Origin of the sequence: Streptomyces sp. NPDC057963 (assembly GCF_042887155.1) — a bacterium.
Classification (GTDB): domain Bacteria; phylum Actinomycetota; class Actinomycetes; order Streptomycetales; family Streptomycetaceae; genus Streptomyces.
In genome coordinates this window covers 208,764-225,619 of sequence record NZ_JBHVPX010000002.1, presented here as the reverse complement: position 1 = coordinate 225,619, position 16,856 = coordinate 208,764, and the positions used below count along the sequence as shown (strand labels likewise).

The following is a 16,856-nucleotide window of genomic DNA, read 5'->3' as shown; positions in this document are numbered from 1 at the left end:
AAGCCTACTGCGACCGGGGAGCGCGCCGTCTGGCCCTATGGGACCTTGCCGGTCCGCCCCGGCCGGGACGGACCGGCAAGGTCCCGCCCCTTCTGGGGAGCGGACGGACCCGTTCCCGCACGATGCCCGGCGTCAGGGCCCTCGGGGCTCCTCGCGCCGGGCGTCGCGCTACCGGCTGTATCCGGCCGTATGTGTCTGGTCGTATCTGTCGCGGATCAGCCCACCAAGCCGCCGAAGAGGCCACCGTGGGCCATGCCCAGGAAGAACCCGATGGCGGACGCGCCCATGCCGATGATCAGGGGGAACCGCTCGCGCGTGGTCACCGAGACGTACTGCCCGTACGCACCCACCAGGATTCCGATGAGTCCGGCCCACGAACTGATCAGATGCAGGTTGTGGAACATCGCCGTCACGAAGGCGAGCGCCCCGAGGACGAGCGTCGCCGCCACCAGGGCCCCCTGGAGCGGGTGGGGCCTGCCGTCCGTGGCGAGAAGGGAAATCCGGGGACGGGGACGGGGACGGGAACGCATTGCCTGTGCCATGGAGACCTCCTGGCCGGAAGGTGGCGCGTTGTGGCGCCACTCACATCCGATGTGTCCAGATTGCGTCTCCTCACCACCGGATTTCAACCGGAAGCCGGTGTGCGGGTACTCTGTACGGTCTGCACCGGTGTCTGCCCAGGCCAGCACGTCAGCCCCTCTCGAAGGAGGGCGTTGTCAGTGGTGGCTGTTCCACTCGGAGACACTGAATGCTCACGCATCACGACCCTCCTGCCACGGAACGACCGTGGCCGCTGAGTCCAAAGGAGGTGGGTTCCACATGCGTCACTACGAGGTGATGGTCATCCTCGACCCCGATCTCGAGGAGCGCGCTGTCTCCCCGCTGATCGAGAACTTCCTCTCCGTCGTCCGTGAGGGCGATGGAAAGGTTGAGAAGGTCGACACCTGGGGCCGTCGTCGTCTCGCTTACGAGATCAAGAAGAAGCCCGAGGGCATCTACTCGGTCATCGACCTGCAGGCCACGCCTGCGGTCGTCAAGGAGCTCGACCGCCAGATGAACCTGAACGAGTCGGTCCTCCGGACCAAGGTCCTCCGTCCCGAGATCCACTGAGCATCTAGCTCAGCGGTCATCGGGTCCGAGTAGCAGCAAGCAGCCAGAAGCAATCCCCGCCGAGAGGTTCACCCATGGCAGGCGAGACCGTCATCACGGTCGTCGGCAATCTCGTCGACGACCCCGAGCTGCGCTTCACCCCGTCCGGTGCGGCGGTCGCGAAGTTCCGTGTCGCGTCCACTCCCCGCATCTTTGACCGGCAGACCAATGAGTGGAAGGACGGCGAAGGCCTGTTCCTCACCTGCTCGGTCTGGCGGCAGGCGGCGGAGAACGTCGCCGAGTCGCTCCAGCGAGGCATGCGCGTTGTCGTGCAGGGCCGGCTGAAGCAGCGGTCGTACGAAGACCGCGAGGGCGTCAAGCGCACGGTCTACGAGCTGGATGTCGAGGAAGTCGGCCCCAGCCTCAAGAACGCCACGGCCAAGGTCACCAAGACCACCGGTCGCGGTGGCCAGGGCGGCCAGGGTGGATACGGCGGCGGCCAGCAGGGCGGCGGCAACTGGGGCGGCGGTCCCGGTGGCGGTGGCCAGCAGGGCGGCGGCGGTGCTCCCGCCGACGACCCGTGGGCCACGAGCGCTCCGTCCGGCGGTCAGCAGGGCGGGGGCCAGCAAGGCGGAGGCAGTTGGGGCGGAAGCTCCGGCGGCTCCGGCGGCTCCGGCGGCGGCTACTCGGACGAGCCTCCCTTCTAGGGCAGCTCGTACCCCCACTTCTTGATCACACAGGAGAAACACCATGGCGAAGCCGCCTGTGCGCAAGCCTAAGAAGAAGGTCTGCGCGTTCTGCAAGGACAAGACCCAGTACGTGGACTACAAGGACACGAACATGCTGCGGAAGTTCATTTCCGACCGCGGCAAGATCCGTGCCCGCCGCGTGACCGGCAACTGCACGCAGCACCAGCGTGACGTCGCCACGGCCGTCAAGAACAGCCGTGAGATGGCGCTGCTGCCCTACACGTCCACCGCGCGATAAGGGAAGGGTGACCGAATCATGAAGATCATCCTCACCCACGAGGTCTCCGGCCTCGGTGCTGCGGGCGACGTCGTCGACGTCAAGGACGGGTACGCCCGTAACTACCTGGTTCCGCGTGGCTTTGCCATCCGCTGGACCAAGGGTGGCGAGAAGGACGTGGCGCAGATCCGCCGCGCCCGCAAGATCCACGAGATCGCCACGATCGAGCAGGCCAACGAGATCAAGACCAAGCTCGAGGCCGTGAAGGTCCGTCTGGCTGTTCGCTCCGGCGACGCCGGCCGTCTCTTCGGCTCCGTGACCCCGGCCGACATCGCCTCGGCGATCAAGGCTGCCGGTGGCCCCGACGTCGACAAGCGTCGCGTCGAGCTCGGCTCGCCGATCAAGACGCTCGGCGGGCACCAGGTGTCCGTGCGTCTGCACCCCGAGGTCGCTGCTCAGCTCGGCATCGAGGTTGTTGCTGCCTAAGGGCATAGCTCATCAGAGCAGGTGAAGGGCCGTACCCCGCGGGTACGGCCCTTCGCTGTTTCACGTGAAACGGGCGCCGGCCGGTGGGTCAGCGAGTGGCACCGGTGACGATCCACCGGCCTGACCGGGTGCGCAGCCAGAGCGTCGCCATGCGGACAGCCATCATCAGGGTCATCGCCCACCACAGCGCCGTCAGACCGCCGCCGAATGCCGGCACCAGCAGAGCGACCGGAGCGAAGGCCGCCAGGGTGATGAGCATGGCCCAAGCCAGGTACTGGCCGTCCCCGGCCCCCATCAGCACTCCGTCCAGCACGAAGACCACACCGGCGATCGGCTGGGACAGCGCCACCACCAGCAGTGCCGGGAGCAGGGTGTCCTGTACGGACGGGTCTCCGGTGAACAAAGGCACGAACAGCGGCCGGGCAAGGACGATCAGGGCCCCGAACACCACCCCGGAAGCGATGCCCCACTGCACCATGCGGCGGCATGCCTCACGTGCTCCCTCGGTGTCGCCTGCTCCCAGGCAGCGACCGATGATGGCCTGCCCCGCGATGGCGATGGCGTCGAGCGCGAAGGCCATCAGGCTCCAGAGCGAGAGGATGATCTGGTGCGCGGCGATCTCGGTGTCGCCGAGGCGGGCGGCGATGGCTGTGGCGATCATCAGGACGGCGCGGAGCGACAGCGTACGGACCAGCAGGGGAACGCCCGCCCGGGCGCTGGCCTTGATGCCTGCGGCGTCGGGACGCAACGAGGCGCCGTGCCGCCGCGCCCCCCGTACCACCACGATCAGGTAGGCGGTGGCCATGGAGACCTGCGCGATCACCGTGCCCCAGGCCGACCCGGCGATGCCGAGTCCGGCGCCGTAGACGAGTCCCGCGTTGAGAGCCCCGTTGGCAGCGAAGCCTCCGACAGCGACATAGAGCGGGGTCCTGGTGTCCTGCAGACCACGGAGCACGCCGGTCGCGGCCATCACCACGAGCATGGCCGGGATGCCGAGGCTGGAGATTCTGAGGTACGTGGTGGCATAGGGGGCCGCTGTGTCGGAGGCGCCGAAGATGTCCACGAGCCAGGGGGCTGCGGGAAGTGCGAGGGCGATGACGACGATGCCGAGCAGGAGGGCCAGCCAGATGCCGTCCATGCCCTGCCGGATCGCGGCGGCCAGGTCACCCGCTCCGACCCGTCGCGCCACTGCCGCCGTGGTGGCGTACGCGAGGAAGACGAAGATGCTGACGGCGGTGGTCAGCAGAGCGGCGGCGACGGCCAGACCGGCCAGCTGCGGTGTGCCGAGATGGCCGACGATGGCGCTGTCGACCAACACGAAGAGCGGCTCGGCGACGAGTGCGCCGAAGGCAGGGACGGCGAGCGAGATGATCTCGCGGTCGTGCCGTCGACGACTGGGCGGCGGGCTCGCCGGGGCCTGGATCATGGGGGTCAATCTAATCTTCCACAGGTAATAGATGCAATGCCTTGGTAGTCCTTACATTTGCTCACGGTCGGCGTTCTCCCGTGCGCTGTTTGTCGTGATCTTGCGCCGACTCGGAAAGTTTTTCTCCCCCACAGCCCGTGGATGGAGAAACCCCAGGTCAGAGCGGTGATGGTCGGGGGGCTATGAGTTTGTCCACAGTGCTGTCCCCCGCTCCGTGCACAGGTTCCGCAGGCTTCTCCACAGCATCTGGTCCGTCGTCCACATGCCCTGTGGATAACCAGATTGGCTGACGGTGCTGAGCGGCCTACCGTGGTCCGGCGCCCGCACCCTGTTCCGGCCTTGGAACCCCGTAGAACTCGACGCGTCGGAACCGGAGTCGGGCGTCTTGTTTGTCGGTGCTGTGCCGTAAGAAAGAGTGGCACGGCGAGGTCCGCGGAGCGGACGGGAGGAGGTGGCCCGGTGAGCATTCCCGAGCCTTTGGACGACCCCTGGGCCGACACCGGTCCCAGTGACCGTCTGCCCGTCACCCGCCAGCGCCGCGGCGAGGGCCGGGACCGCGGAGAACAGCACGAACGCGGCAGGGAGAGCGGCGGATGGGAGGGCGGTTCCCCCGGTTTCGAGCGGGTGCCGCCCCAGGACCTCGACGCCGAGCAGTCGGTCCTCGGCGGCATGCTCCTGTCCAAGGACGCCATCGCCGACGTCGTGGAGATCATCAAGGGCCACGACTTCTACCGTCCCGCTCACGAGACGGTCTACCAGGCGATCCTCGACCTCTACGCCAAGGGCGAGCCGGCCGACCCGATCACGGTGGCGGCCGAGCTGGTCAAGCGCGGTGAGATCACCAAGGTGGGCGGGGCTCCGTATCTGCACACCCTCGTCCAGTCCGTACCGACCGCGGCCAACGCCTCGTACTACGCGGAGATCGTCCACGAACGGGCGGTCCTGAGGCGGCTCGTCGAGGCCGGGACGAAGATCACGCAGATGGGATACGCGGCCGACGGCGATGTCGACGACATCGTGAATTCCGCGCAGGCCGAGATCTACGCCGTCACCGAGCAGCGCACCAGCGAGGACTACCTGCCGCTCGGCGACATCATGGAGGGCGCTCTCGACGAGATCGAGGCGATCGGTTCGCGCAGCGGCGAGATGACCGGGGTGCCGACCGGCTTCACCGACCTCGATGCCCTGACGAACGGCCTGCACCCGGGCCAGATGGTCGTCATCGCGGCCCGTCCGGCCATGGGTAAGTCCACGCTGGCGCTGGACTTCGCACGGGCCTGTTCGATCAAGAGCAATCTCCCCAGCGTGATCTTCTCCCTCGAAATGGGGCGCAACGAGATCGCGATGCGACTGCTGTCGGCCGAGGCCCGGGTGGCGCTGCACCACATGCGTTCCGGCACCATGACCGACGAGGACTGGACGCGGCTGGCCCGCCGGATGCCGGATGTCTCGGCCGCCCCCCTCTACATCGACGACTCCCCGAATCTCTCCATGATGGAGATCCGGGCGAAGTGCCGTCGCCTCAAGCAGCGCAACGACCTCAAGCTCGTGGTCATCGACTATCTGCAGCTGATGCAGTCCGGCGGTTCGAAGCGTGCCGAGAGCCGCCAGCAGGAGGTCTCGGACATGTCCCGAAACCTCAAGCTGCTCGCGAAGGAGCTGCAGCTCCCGGTCATCGCGCTCTCCCAGCTGAACCGTGGTCCCGAGCAGCGCACCGACAAGAAGCCCATGGTCTCCGACCTGCGTGAATCCGGATCCATCGAGCAGGACGCCGACATGGTGATCCTGCTGCACCGTGAGGACGCGTACGAGAAGGAGTCCCCCCGCGCGGGCGAGGCCGACCTGATCGTGGCCAAGCACCGTAACGGCCCGACGGCGACGATCACCGTGGCCTTCCAGGGGCACTACTCGCGTTTCGTGGATATGGCACAGACCTGAGCGGGCCACATGTAGGTTCCCATTTCTTGTGTCCCATTCTCATTCTCTGTGTCCCGTGTCTGGCCCGCAGGACACAGAGATGAGACGTATTGGTCGAGGTGGCTGAGTGGCCGTCATCCCTTATGCGATGGCAACTGAAGGATCTAGGAAGGAGCAGGAATGGGAGTCGATGGAGTGAACGTCGAGACCGGTAGTGCCTCTCACGCCCCCTCGGGGTCGCACTGGATCACAGATGAGGAGACTCAGAGGATCGCCGAGACGTTTGTGGCTGCTTCTCCCTATCTCGGTGATATTGCTTGGTCCCAAGTTCCGGTCGGGGAGAACGCGGCGTACTTGTACGGCTTTTCGGGAGAGCCGCCGGAGGACCTTGAACCAGGTGATCCGCTTCCTGAAGGATGCCGGTGGAGCTGGCAGCTCTCCCTCACTGATCCGTCTGGGCGAGACTTTCGCCTTCACCACGGCCAAGTCGTGTCAGCCATCACGAAGGTGGTGCACGAGGGAGACGGTCGGCAGGACAGCATGCGGGCTTTCCGGCTGGGGCGAATCGAGCAGTGGTACACCGAACCGGCTGACTCCCGTCGCGCTCTGAAGCTGGGCCCCGAGGCGGCCGTCACTATTTGCCAGATTGCTTTGTGGGACAGGGTGGCCTTCCCGTACGAGGACGAGAACGGTCCGTTCGGGACGGGGCGCATGGACTTTTTCGAGGAACAGCGTTGATGGGCTGCTCTGTCTAGATGAGTGCTGTCGCGAGGGTGTCCACGTCGTTCCCCATAAGACGATCTTGGGCGCCCTCGTTCTCGTCTTCGCAGGTAGCCCTTGGAGCGCACCAGTAGGAGGAAGCAGTGTCATACCCGCAACCGCGCACCCCCGAGGAGAAACTCGCCGACGCGAAGAAGCAGCTGAGCCTCCCGCGTATCGTCGTGATCTGCGGCTCCACCCGCTTCATGACCGAGATGACCGAGGCCGATCTGGGGGAGACCAAAGCCGGAAAGATTGTCCTCAAACCGGGTATCGACATGAGGTCGCCGCACGCACTCTGGTCCGATTCTGTCGAGGCCGAGGCGCTGAAGCTTCGACTCGACGATCTGCACCGGGCGAAGATCCGGCTCGCTGATGAGGTGCTCGTAGTCGGCAACTACATCGGAGACAGCACGCGAGCCGAAATCGCCTACGCTCGGTCGCTGGGCAAGCCCGTGCGGTTCACGCACCCTGAAGTCGACCCTGACGCCTGACCGCCCACCCCCCACCCTCCGCAGGCGCCCCTTGGAATTGATCATCTAGCTCGCGCGTAGTTTCGATGGTTCATGCGGAGGGGGGTGCACTGGCATACCCATCTTTCCCAGTGGGCACTTCTGTGTGAGGCAGGGGCCGGTAGTTAGCGATCTTCAGTCTGATCCCGCATCGCTCGTCCCGCTGCTGGGGGTGGGTATGCCGCATGTGCTTGGCGAAGTCTCGATGAGTCTTCGTTATTCGGACGGGCAGGTCGACGAGAACCGGCTGTGGCCGGCGACAGGTATCGATATCTTCGAGCCATCGGTGCCGTGGCGAACATTCCGCTGGCGACACGGCCAGAAGCACTACTCGGGTGCGTACTGGTCCTCCACGATGCGTGACCACGTTGTCTATGAGTCGCGGCTCGAGCTGACGCGCCTGCTGTACGCCGACTTCGATCGGGATGTGACGGCGGTCTTCGCCCAGCCGTTCCTCCTCTCCACCACGGTGGACGAGCGACTGCGGCGCCACGTACCGGACTTCCTCGTTCTGCGGGAGAAGGACGTACCACTGGTCGTCGACGTAAAGCCTCGGCATCTGCTGACCCGGCCGAAGGTGAACTTCGCACTCGGCTGGGCCCGCGAGGTCGTACTGACTCGAGGCTGGGACTTCGAGGTGTGGTGCGAGCCGCCGGAGGCAGAGCTGGCAAATCTGCGCTTCCTCGCCGGGTACCGGCGCGACTGGTTCTTCAACGAGGACCTGCTTGCGGAGATCCGGGAGGCAGATTTGTACGGGGCCTCGCTCGGAGAGGCGTTCCGTGCCTTTCCGCACCATCCGGAATGGAGGGTCCGTGCGTCTGTCCTGCGGCTGCTGTGGTGCCAGCACTTCGTGACGGATCTTGCTGTGCCTCTGTCCGAGCGACACGAGCTTCGGCAGGGGACGGCCGCCGTGACGGGCTCCGGCAAGTACGAACTTCCCCCGGCGGTTGTGGACGGTGAGCAGGGCATCGATGTCGCGGAGAGCGAAACGACGGTCTATGGGCGGGAGCCTCGCTCTGGAGGTCAGGTGAACGAGTCCGCGGTACGTGTCGGCGTGGGCACGAGGCTGAAGTACAACGGCGAAGTCGTCACGGTGGAGGAGATGTTCGCCTCCCCGGCCGGCAACGAGGTCCTGGTGCGCGATGGTCGGGGCCGCCGGCTTCGGTTGTCACTACGGGAGGCACTCACCTCAGGCCGGGCCGGGATCATCCCGGAAGGGCCGGGACCCGTGGCTGATGAGCCCCGCGAGACGGCCTCCGTGCTGCTGGCGCAGCTCACCGACGAGGAGTTGGCGGCGGTGCGTGAGCGCGCCGCCCACATCAACGAGGTTCTCTACGGCTTCCGATCGGGGAGCGCCGAGTTCCCAGAGGAGGGCGAACCGAGAGCGCCGTACGCGGCGACAGTTCCCAAGCTGCAGCGGTACGCGGCCAAGGCCGACGAACTCGGGGTGAGCGTACGCACCGTCAAGCGGTGGGTGCGGGCCTTCCGCGCCGATCGGGAAGCCGGTCTCGTTCATAACAAGCCAGATCATGGTGACGGCACCATGGGAGGGCTCGGGCGGGCCGATCCACGATGGGTGGAGATGGCCTTGGAGATCATGGCCGAGCATGAGAAAGACTCGCAGCCGACCCGGGCCAAGGTGATCCGCACCGTCGGCCCTCGGCTTGCCGCCCGCTATGGCGGGGGCGAGGTTAAGCTGCCGACTCGTGCGACGGCGTATCGCTGGCTCGAGGAGCTGGAGCGGCGCAAGCCAACCTTCAGGCTGAGCACGAAACGCAACCGAGACATCGCCGCAAGACCGCCGGGTGCGTACGGAAAGCTGCGGCCGACGCGACCGGGCGAGTACCTGCTGATGGACACCACGCGGCTGGACGTCTTCGCCATGGACCCGATCACGCTGAAGTGGGTGCAGGCTGAGTTGACGGTTGCGATGGACTGGTACGACAGGTGTGTCACGGGGATCAGGGTGACCCCGGTGTCCACACAGTCCATCGACGTCGCGGCGGTGTTGTTCCAGACCTACCGTCCCCGTCCGGCGGGCAAGGACTGGCCGGCATCGGCGGTCTGGCCCGATCACGGCATTCCCCGCACCGTCGTCGTGGAGCGTGAGGCTCTCGAAGCGGGCGGCGGAGACGGTAACGCCGGCGGGAAGAGGGGTGTCGCGGGGCCGGCCCTCGTGCCGGAGACCATCGTGGTCGACCACGGCAAGCCGTTCATCAGCGAACACATCACTTCGGTCTGTCAGCGTCTCGGCCTGTCGATCCAACCGGCTCGTCTGCGAACGGGCCGGGACAAGGGACCGATCGAGAGATTCTTCAAGACCCTGCGTGAAGGTCTGCTGGAGTCGTTGCCCGGCTACAAGGGGCCGGATGTGTTCTCGCGCGGGGAACGGCCGGAAGAGCAGGCGTTCTTCTTCCTCCATGAGCTGGAGGCGATCATCCGTGAGTGGGTGGCTTGCGTGTATCACGTGAGGCCCCACGACGGGCTGCTTGATACCCACGTGCCAGGGCTGCGGCTGTCGCCGTCGGCGATGTTCGAGCACGGGATCGCTCGCGCCGGATACATCGAGGTGCCGCGCGACCCGGCGCTTGGCTTCGAGTTCCTGAAGACCGAGTGGAAGCCGATTCACCACTACGGCGTCGAGATCCGCAAATGCCGGTACAACGGGGAGAGTCTGGACGGCTACCGCGGTGAGACGAGCCCGTACACGGGGGCGAAGGCCAAGGGGATGTGGCCCATCCATGTCGACCCCGACAACATCAACTACGTGTACTTCCGGCGCTTGGACACCCGGCGCTGGCACACCCTGGAGTGGGAACACGCCCCGGCGATGAAGTTCCCGATCAGCGGTCAGGCGATCGAGCTCGCCCGGAAGCTAGCGGGTAAGAAGTACCGCTTCCCCGACGACGAGACCGCCGTCGCCGAACTGCTGGAACGCTGGCACCTCGGCCTGGGACTGACCATGGCCGAGCGGCGCATCGCCCTGCGACAGGCCCGCGAACAGTCCGCCTTTGACCTGCCCGCCACCGAGGACGACGACATCCGCACGCTGCCGTCGGTCGCCCGGATCTTCGCCGACGACAGTGCCCTCGACGAGGAGACTGTCGAGGGCTCGGGCGTTGACGAGGCCGAGCCCTACGAAGGCCTCGCGCCCAGCGATGACGACGAGGAGGACGAGCTCGACGGCCCGGACGCGGCCGATGACTTCTACGCCGACGCCCTGGAGGACGCATGATGCCGCCCCATCCCGCCGAGCCGGCCGAAGGTACGCGTCCCCGGCTGGACAACCTCACGCTGTCCCGCAAGGAGGGGCTGAGGGCCCTGGCTGAGGCACCCCGCCGCGTCCAACCGGAGATCTTGACCCTTAAGCAGATTGCTACCCTCGGCGAGGCGGCGCGGCTGGAGTACGACCACCTCCGCAGCGTCTGGCACGCCAATCTCGGCCCGCTCAAGACGCCGCAGCTCGAAGCGCTGCATGAGGACCTGTGGGACATCATCGCCAGCAATCAGCAGGACGGTGACAAGGCCAAGGGAGCCGTCGCGGTGGATGCGTTCCCCGGACTCGGGAAGACGACGGCGGTACTGGACTTCGCTCTGAAATACCACCAGCAGGAAATCGCTCGGGCCGGAGCCTTCACCGCCTCCGGGCACGAACGATGGCCCGTTTGCCGAGTCGGCCTCACCAGCAACATCGGCATGAAGGACTTCAACCGGGCCCTGTTGGAGTTTTTCGCACACCCGGGCCGCAAGAGCGGCACGGCCGCGCTGTTCGTCCAGCGTGCCCTGGACTGCGTTCTGGAATGCGAGACGAAACTGCTGATCATCGACGACCTGCACTTCCTCAAGTGGCAGGACAAGAACGGCAAGGAGGTCAGTAACCACTTCAAATACATCGCCAACGAGTTCCCGGTCACCCTCATCTTCATCGGCGTCGAACTGGGCAACCGCGGCCTGTACTCCGAGTCCGACGCGCGTGGCGACATCACCCTCGCCCAGACCGCGCGCCGCACCACCCCGCTGACCATGGACGCGTACTCGGTGCGCAATGACAAGGAACGACGGCAGTGGCGCAAGCTGATGCTGGGGCTCGAACAGCGCCTCGTCCTGGCCCGGAAGTATCCCGGCATGCTCGCTGACGACCTGACCGACTACCTCTACACCCGCACCACCGGCCACATCGGCTCGTTGATGACACTCATCAACCGCGGCTGCCAGAGAGCAGCCCGCACTGGCGCTGAACTCCTTGACGAGGACCTGCTGGACCAGGTGAAGCTTGATGCCGGGGCGGAGCGGGCGCGCAAGGCGCTGCAGAAGAAGTTCGAGCGCAAGCGGATGACGACCAAGCCCCGCTCCCGCGCTGCGAAGACCGCGTCGGCCAAGACCGTGGCATGAGTCGCATCCGTACGCTGCCGCTGCGTCAGGCCCCGCTCCCCGGGGAGGCCCTGGACTCCTGGATTGAGGCTCTCTCCGTGAGGCTTCGGACGCCGCTGGGTGAGGTGATGCAGAGTGTCGGTCTGCCGCTTCTGCGGAAGACCGGCAACCAAGTACTCGGCATTCCGCCGGACTGGACGATCCTGTTGGGCTCGCAACAGGCCGCCGCTTTGTCCGTGGCGACAGGTCTGGACGTGGCCCGACTCCGTGAGATGACGCTGCTCCACTACGACCAGCGGGCCCTGGAGATCAACCACGAACGTCGCTTCGTGAACCGCCGGGTGCTTTGGGGGCGGGGTGGCGGCTCGCGCTTCTGCCCGGATTGTCTGGCGGAATCCGACGGGCGCTGGATGCTGTCCTGGCGGCTGGGCTGGTCCTTCGCCTGTCTACGTCACCAACGACTGTTGGCCGACTGCTGTCCGAGCTGCGGGCGGGTCCCCCGTCTGCGGCCCCGAAGCTCGCAATCCATCCCCAGGCCCCGGCACTGCGGGAACGCTCCCTCAAAACCGGACGGTTCCTTCACCAGCGGTTGTGGCCTCGACCTCACGCAGACGCTCACCCTCCGTTTACCCGTCGGCCATCCGGCCATGGCCGCGCAGTACCTCATCATGAACATCATCGAGAGCGGCACCTCCACCTTCGGCGTCTACGCCCTCATGCCGCAGCCGACGCCGGGCGCACTCAGCGACATCCGTGCCCTCTGCGGACGCGTGCTGTCCGACCTTTCCGCCAAGGACCTCACCCGGCGGGCCCCGCACGACATCGCCGGAGCTCACCTTCGTCCCGATGCCGGCTGCACGCTCGCCGCCCGGGCCGGGGATCGACCCGGCTTCATGGCCCCGCCCAGAGCCGTGAGCGTGGCGAGCGCCGTTACCGTCGCGCTGGACATCCTTGACCAGCCGGACATTCACCAGGCCGGTGAGGCGATGCGGGACCTGCTCACGGCTCTGCACGACGACCCGTCCGAGATCAGCATCGGCCAGCTCAAGAACTGGGGAAACCGAGTGACCCCCGTCTTCACTGGCATCCAGCTGGCCGCAGCAAAAGGCGGCCTGCGTCCCGCCGATTTCCTGCGGCATCGCATGACGTCACCGGTGCCGAGGCGGCCAATGGCGAAGAGCGAGGACATCACACGGCGGAGCCGGAAGATCCCCAGTACGTTCTGGAACCTGTGGACCCTTCGGCTCACCCCGCCCGACGGCACCGTCCCGCGCATCCTGGCTCCCGCCCTGGCCGCCGCCCTGCTGACCGTCGACAGCCGCACCGACTTTGACACCGCCACGGAACTCATGGGATCGGTGGCCGACCGTATGGACGTCTCCCACGCCCTGCAGCGCTTGGACGATCAGCCGCAGTGGCCCCACATCGCCACCGCCCTGACCAGGCTGGCCGACTATCTCGACACCTCGGACATCCCCATCGACTACGCAAGGCGACGCAGTCTCGACTACACCAGACTGCTACCGCCGGAACGCTGGAGTGAGATCTGCCGCCGCACCGGCACACACCCCGGAGGCGAGCGCCGAGAACAGATCATCCGCTGCCACCTCTTCCAGCACATCAGCGGCTTCCCGCCCGAATTCGCGCCAGGCGCCCCGACTCTTGGTGAGGCGTTGTTCCGTACGGAATACTTCCGCTTCCTCGCCCAGCAGAGCCCGCAGCTGGCACAGGCACTCGACGTCGAGGCGCAGGCATTCCTCGCCACCCAGCACATCCAAGACGAGCCGGTCGCCTGGAAGCCGCCCAAGGGCCTCCTGGACGGACTCGCCCTCCTCGGCCTCGATTCAGACCAGGTCGACCTCCCACAACTGCATCGCCTCATTCGGCAGCGCAGGCACGCCGTCCAGTACACGGCCGACGTCCTCGACACTTCTGTCGAAGCCGTCCGATACCTCCTGGGAGAACATCCCGCCCCACTGCCCCCGCCGACGACCACCCAGGGCACCGCCAGGGAGAACTACGCCAGGGCCATGCAGACCCTGTCGAAGGAACGCATGGTCCGCTTCTACCTTGACGAGCACCGTTCTCTGTCGGAGATCTCCGAGCTCACCGGCTTCTCCTATAGGGTGCTGACCCGTCTCGTCCGTGAGTACGCGATCCCGATGCGCAGCCGCGAGGACTACAAGAAGCACGCACCGGTCGAACGGGACTGGCTCTACGACCAGTACGTCGTGCACCGCAGGCTCTTGTCCGATCTCGCTCGCGAGAGGGGCATGCACACGAAGACCATGGCCGACTGGGCGCGTCACCACGAGATTCCACTTCGCCGTGGCGGAGCACCCCCGGCTGCGTACCGTGCGCCGGACTGGGCTGCCTGTGTCCCGGCGTCCGTGCAAGACACTCTGACCGCCCCCTACGCCTGGAAGTGGTTGGAGATCGTCGTTGCCGCACTGCCGTACCCCACGATGAGAAAGGCTGCCCAAGCTCTCGGTGTCCACCCCTCCACGTTGATCAAGAAGATCAACGAGCTCGAAAGGAATTTGGGCCACGCCCTGATCGAACGTGCCGAACGTGGCCGCGGGATGCGACCGACCCCGTTCGGCGCCGAGGTCGCGAGGGCCGTCAGGACAGCCATTACAGGTTCCTCCAACAGCACGGAGCCACTTGGATCTCCCGGATGAGGCCCATGCAGGGATCAGCCTCAGCCCGGGCCGAGGTCGGTTTGGGCGGCCGCGGGACAAGATCACGAGACAGAATTCCCCTGTCCCCGAATAAGTGAGACAGCCCAAGAACGCCCAGTTCATCAATCAGGAATGGGGAATTCTAAATCGTGGCCTACAATCAGGTGTAGGCCCGCATTTCCGATGTCAATTTTTCATTCACGGTGGCCCTCTTCTAGCCCAGAGGACATGAGAGTGAGGTGAAAACTCGTCTGACCGTTCGCTCGTCGTGGTGCTGATTTCGGCTTTGATCTGTCGCGACTCGAAGTCCGCCCCGAAGAAACTGAACTTCTGTATCGAATGGTTCAGTTTGAAACGGTCGGGAACCCTGAAGGCTGCTGGAGTGTGGGCTAGATCAAGCCGACCGCTGACAACGAAGCGCCCACAGCGGCATCGGGCAGAGTGTGACTATGGTCAAGGCTTTTCAGAACAGCCCCGCTGCGAGGAACTTGATCAACATGAAAGGTTGACCAGTTCCGGCACCTTGGGCACGGGCGGCCAATCAGAAATGGACGTAGGAGATGCAGTCCGTGCTCGCGGTCAATCAGATACAGGCTGTCGGGCTCAAGGTCGTTTCGGCTGCTCGACATGGTGTTGGTCGGGACTACCGGGTGGTCGCCCATCATGCTCCGATAGTCCACAGTCGCAGACCCTAGCAACTGGTCCCATCGCACGTCCGTGAAGTGCGCCAGGCGCAGGTCGGCGAGAAAGCGTGCCCTGTCCAACAGCTTGAATAGATCAGCATGAGCGCTGCTCAGGGCAGCAGGAAGTTCTACGTGATCGGGGCCACGGTGGTGTGCCACGGCATTGCGCTGATCGTAGAGCCGCTTGCGCGCTGCTACGGTCTCGGAACCTGCGAGCAGGGAGCCGAACTCTTGGAGAGGGTGTTCTGCAGGTAGCGTTCTCCGCTTACGTCCGCTGACGATCTCCTCAAGAACCGCAACCCATTCCCCGAACCCGGGACCTGTGCGCCCCCCTGCCAATTTCTCCCGGATAGCGCGAACGGAGCTGAGTTCAATGCCCGCCTCACGGGCGAGCGCCGCGACTATCAGGGCACTGTAGCCGCACAGGATCTCAGCCGTGGCGAGCACCGCCTCATACGCCTCCTTCGGTTCGCCAGCGCTCATCCGTACTTCCACTTCTCGCCAACGAGCGGCAATCGGAAATGGAAAACGTGTACGAATGATGTAGCCGAACTCATCCAGTTGCGTGGCAGCTTCGACTCGCAGCCGCAGTGTCTGTCCAGAAGTGATGATCCGCTCACGCGCCTGAACGACGTTGCGGTCATGGAACGCCGACTGTAGTAGCTGAGTAGCGGCACGTTGCCAATCACTCATCCGCTCTCGGACGATGGCCAGATCGTCCAGGGCCGCAGCTAGAGCGTCGTCCAGAGGTGGAATTTCGAGGTTGACCAGCTCGCTCCGCTTCACACGGACAATTCCGACTGTTCCGATTGCGATCGCCCGGAGGTCCGACGAGCGCAAGAAGGCAAGAACCCACCGCACATACCCGGGGTCGAGTGGCTCGTGGGCACGCAGTACCAGCACGCTGTCACTCGCAACAGCTGGTAGGTCTGCCTCTGTAACCACTGCGGCCCTGATACTGCCGTCCGCAGCGAGAATCTCAGTCGCGATCATGTCGCCGACCTCGAGCCGCGGGAGGCTATCCGGAGGCACCACCCAACTGCTCGTCGGATCGGGGGCGGCAAGTGAACCATCGTGTCCGATGTCGCGGGGCGCCACGATGCGAATCGCTCCTGACGTACCCGCAGGGACCTTTTCGCGTTTGAATCGGAGCCCGCCCACTTGGCTAAACAGCGAGCCCAGCGGAGTTCCGCTGACCTGAACGACTCCACCTGAGCCACTGCTCTGCACGGTGCCCCCCGACATCTCGCCCTACCTACGGCCAGCCTATTCCAGTTGATCGCCGAGCAGGATCAATATGCCCGTGAAGCGAGGTCTGGCCATGCCGTCTCGGTCTGGCCAACGCCTGGGAGGACCTGGAGAAGATCCCACTCCGCACGGTGTAGTAGGGACCCTGCCTCCGTGTAGTCCGCTGCTTCCTCGACCCCGAGCAGGGACAAGATCCTGAGACAGGATGCCATGGCCCCTGAATGAGACGTGCTGAGAATGCGCAGGTCGCTACAACGGAACGGGACATTCCGATTGAGGGCCTACACCACATGTCGGGGCTCAGATCTCGCGGCACAATCTCAGCTGAATCGTTCCGGGTTCGATCGAGACTCCAGGTTCTGACTGTGACCTGGGGTTTCGTGGTTCTGCGGTAGTAGCTGGTCTCATATGCGGCGGGCGGGATGTGGCCTGTCCCACCGTGGAGTCGGCGGTGGCAGTACCAGTCGACCCACTCGGCAGTGGTGAGCTCGACCTGGGCGAGCGTCTTTCAGGGCCGGCCGGGCTTGACCGGCTCAGTCTTGAACAGGCCGATCATGGACTCCATCAGGGCGTTGTCGTAGGCGTCGCCGACCGAGCCGATCGATGCCGCGATCCCTGCCCGGTCCAGGTGCAGGCCGACGCGAACGATGTGTACCGCGACCCGGCATCCGATTGATGTATCAATGCGCCTCGTTCGTGGGGATGCTGGTCCGGTCGC

General features: G+C 65.5%; 13 protein-coding genes. 10 read left to right on the top strand and 3 right to left on the bottom strand.

Features of this window, described 5'->3' with window-relative positions; all coding sequences use genetic code 11:
* Window positions 1-215 precede the first annotated feature (215 nt).
* The gene (locus ACFVT1_RS04740) at window positions 216-542 is read right to left on the bottom strand and encodes a hypothetical protein (RefSeq protein ID WP_389792554.1); all 327 of its coding nucleotides are present in this window, start codon (window positions 540-542) and stop codon (window positions 216-218) included.
* Between the two features lie 277 nt (window positions 543-819).
* Between ACFVT1_RS04740 and rpsF the strand changes: the two genes are divergently transcribed.
* From rpsF to rplI, 4 genes are all read left to right on the top strand, one after another.
* On the top strand, window positions 820-1,110 hold the full coding sequence (gene rpsF, locus ACFVT1_RS04735; RefSeq protein WP_389792552.1) for a 30S ribosomal protein S6: 291 nt from the start codon (window positions 820-822) through the stop codon (window positions 1,108-1,110).
* Between the two features lie 74 nt (window positions 1,111-1,184).
* Entirely contained in the window at window positions 1,185-1,796 is a 612-nt protein-coding gene (locus ACFVT1_RS04730) for a single-stranded DNA-binding protein (protein ID WP_389792550.1), read from the top strand.
* A gap of 43 nt (window positions 1,797-1,839) precedes the next feature.
* Window positions 1,840-2,076: a 30S ribosomal protein S18 gene (gene rpsR, locus ACFVT1_RS04725; RefSeq protein ID WP_003967857.1), complete on the top strand. Its 237-nt coding sequence runs from the start codon at window positions 1,840-1,842 to the stop codon at window positions 2,074-2,076.
* Between the two features lie 18 nt (window positions 2,077-2,094).
* On the top strand, window positions 2,095-2,541 hold the full coding sequence (gene rplI / locus ACFVT1_RS04720; protein WP_266747338.1) for a 50S ribosomal protein L9: 447 nt from the start codon (window positions 2,095-2,097) through the stop codon (window positions 2,539-2,541).
* A gap of 88 nt (window positions 2,542-2,629) precedes the next feature.
* Here the strand turns inward: rplI and ACFVT1_RS04715 are convergent, their stop codons facing one another.
* The gene (locus tag ACFVT1_RS04715) at window positions 2,630-3,967 is read right to left on the bottom strand and encodes an MATE family efflux transporter (RefSeq protein WP_389792548.1); all 1,338 of its coding nucleotides are present in this window, start codon (window positions 3,965-3,967) and stop codon (window positions 2,630-2,632) included.
* Between the two features lie 459 nt (window positions 3,968-4,426).
* Between ACFVT1_RS04715 and dnaB the strand changes: the two genes are divergently transcribed.
* The 6 genes from dnaB to ACFVT1_RS04685 all read left to right on the top strand — a co-directional run bounded on the left by dnaB (window position 4,427) and on the right by ACFVT1_RS04685 (window position 14,207).
* Window positions 4,427-5,905 carry a replicative DNA helicase gene (gene dnaB / locus ACFVT1_RS04710; RefSeq protein ID WP_327368615.1) on the top strand — a complete coding sequence of 493 codons (1,479 nt, stop codon included), beginning with the start codon at window positions 4,427-4,429 and terminating at the stop codon, window positions 5,903-5,905.
* Between the two features lie 468 nt (window positions 5,906-6,373).
* Window positions 6,374-6,622: a hypothetical protein gene (locus ACFVT1_RS04705; protein WP_389792546.1), complete on the top strand. Its 249-nt coding sequence runs from the start codon at window positions 6,374-6,376 to the stop codon at window positions 6,620-6,622.
* 125 nt (window positions 6,623-6,747) lie between these two features.
* On the top strand, window positions 6,748-7,137 hold the full coding sequence (locus ACFVT1_RS04700) for a hypothetical protein (protein ID WP_389792544.1): 390 nt from the start codon (window positions 6,748-6,750) through the stop codon (window positions 7,135-7,137).
* A 205-nt stretch (window positions 7,138-7,342) separates the two neighbouring features.
* The gene (locus ACFVT1_RS04695; RefSeq protein ID WP_389792542.1) at window positions 7,343-10,390 is read left to right on the top strand and encodes a TnsA-like heteromeric transposase endonuclease subunit; all 3,048 of its coding nucleotides are present in this window, start codon (window positions 7,343-7,345) and stop codon (window positions 10,388-10,390) included.
* Window positions 10,387-11,547: an ATP-binding protein gene (locus ACFVT1_RS04690; RefSeq protein WP_389792540.1), complete on the top strand. Its 1,161-nt coding sequence runs from the start codon at window positions 10,387-10,389 to the stop codon at window positions 11,545-11,547. Before ACFVT1_RS04695 ends, ACFVT1_RS04690 begins: the two co-directional genes overlap by 4 nt.
* Window positions 11,544-14,207, top strand: a complete 2,664-nt coding sequence (locus ACFVT1_RS04685) for a TniQ family protein (RefSeq protein ID WP_389792538.1) — start codon at window positions 11,544-11,546, stop codon at window positions 14,205-14,207. Before ACFVT1_RS04690 ends, ACFVT1_RS04685 begins: the two co-directional genes overlap by 4 nt.
* 389 nt (window positions 14,208-14,596) lie before the next feature.
* On the opposite strand, the gene ACFVT1_RS04680 is transcribed toward ACFVT1_RS04685, so the two are convergent.
* Window positions 14,597-15,988, bottom strand: coding sequence for a restriction endonuclease (locus tag ACFVT1_RS04680; RefSeq protein ID WP_389792536.1), 1,392 nt, complete (start codon window positions 15,986-15,988; stop codon window positions 14,597-14,599).
* Window positions 15,989-16,856 lie beyond the last annotated feature (868 nt).

Coding starts and splice junctions, on each gene's coding strand:
- ACFVT1_RS04685 (WP_389792538.1), top strand. CDS start 11,544: ATGAGTCGCATCCGTACGCTGCCGCTGCGTCAGGCCCCGCTCCCCGGG.
- rplI (WP_266747338.1), top strand. CDS start 2,095: ATGAAGATCATCCTCACCCACGAGGTCTCCGGCCTCGGTGCTGCGGGC.
- ACFVT1_RS04740 (WP_389792554.1), bottom strand. CDS start 542: ATGGCACAGGCAATGCGTTCCCGTCCCCGTCCCCGTCCCCGGATTTCC.
- ACFVT1_RS04730 (WP_389792550.1), top strand. CDS start 1,185: ATGGCAGGCGAGACCGTCATCACGGTCGTCGGCAATCTCGTCGACGAC.
- ACFVT1_RS04690 (WP_389792540.1), top strand. CDS start 10,387: ATGATGCCGCCCCATCCCGCCGAGCCGGCCGAAGGTACGCGTCCCCGG.
- ACFVT1_RS04715 (WP_389792548.1), bottom strand. CDS start 3,967: ATGATCCAGGCCCCGGCGAGCCCGCCGCCCAGTCGTCGACGGCACGAC.
- rpsF (WP_389792552.1), top strand. CDS start 820: ATGCGTCACTACGAGGTGATGGTCATCCTCGACCCCGATCTCGAGGAG.
- rpsR (WP_003967857.1), top strand. CDS start 1,840: ATGGCGAAGCCGCCTGTGCGCAAGCCTAAGAAGAAGGTCTGCGCGTTC.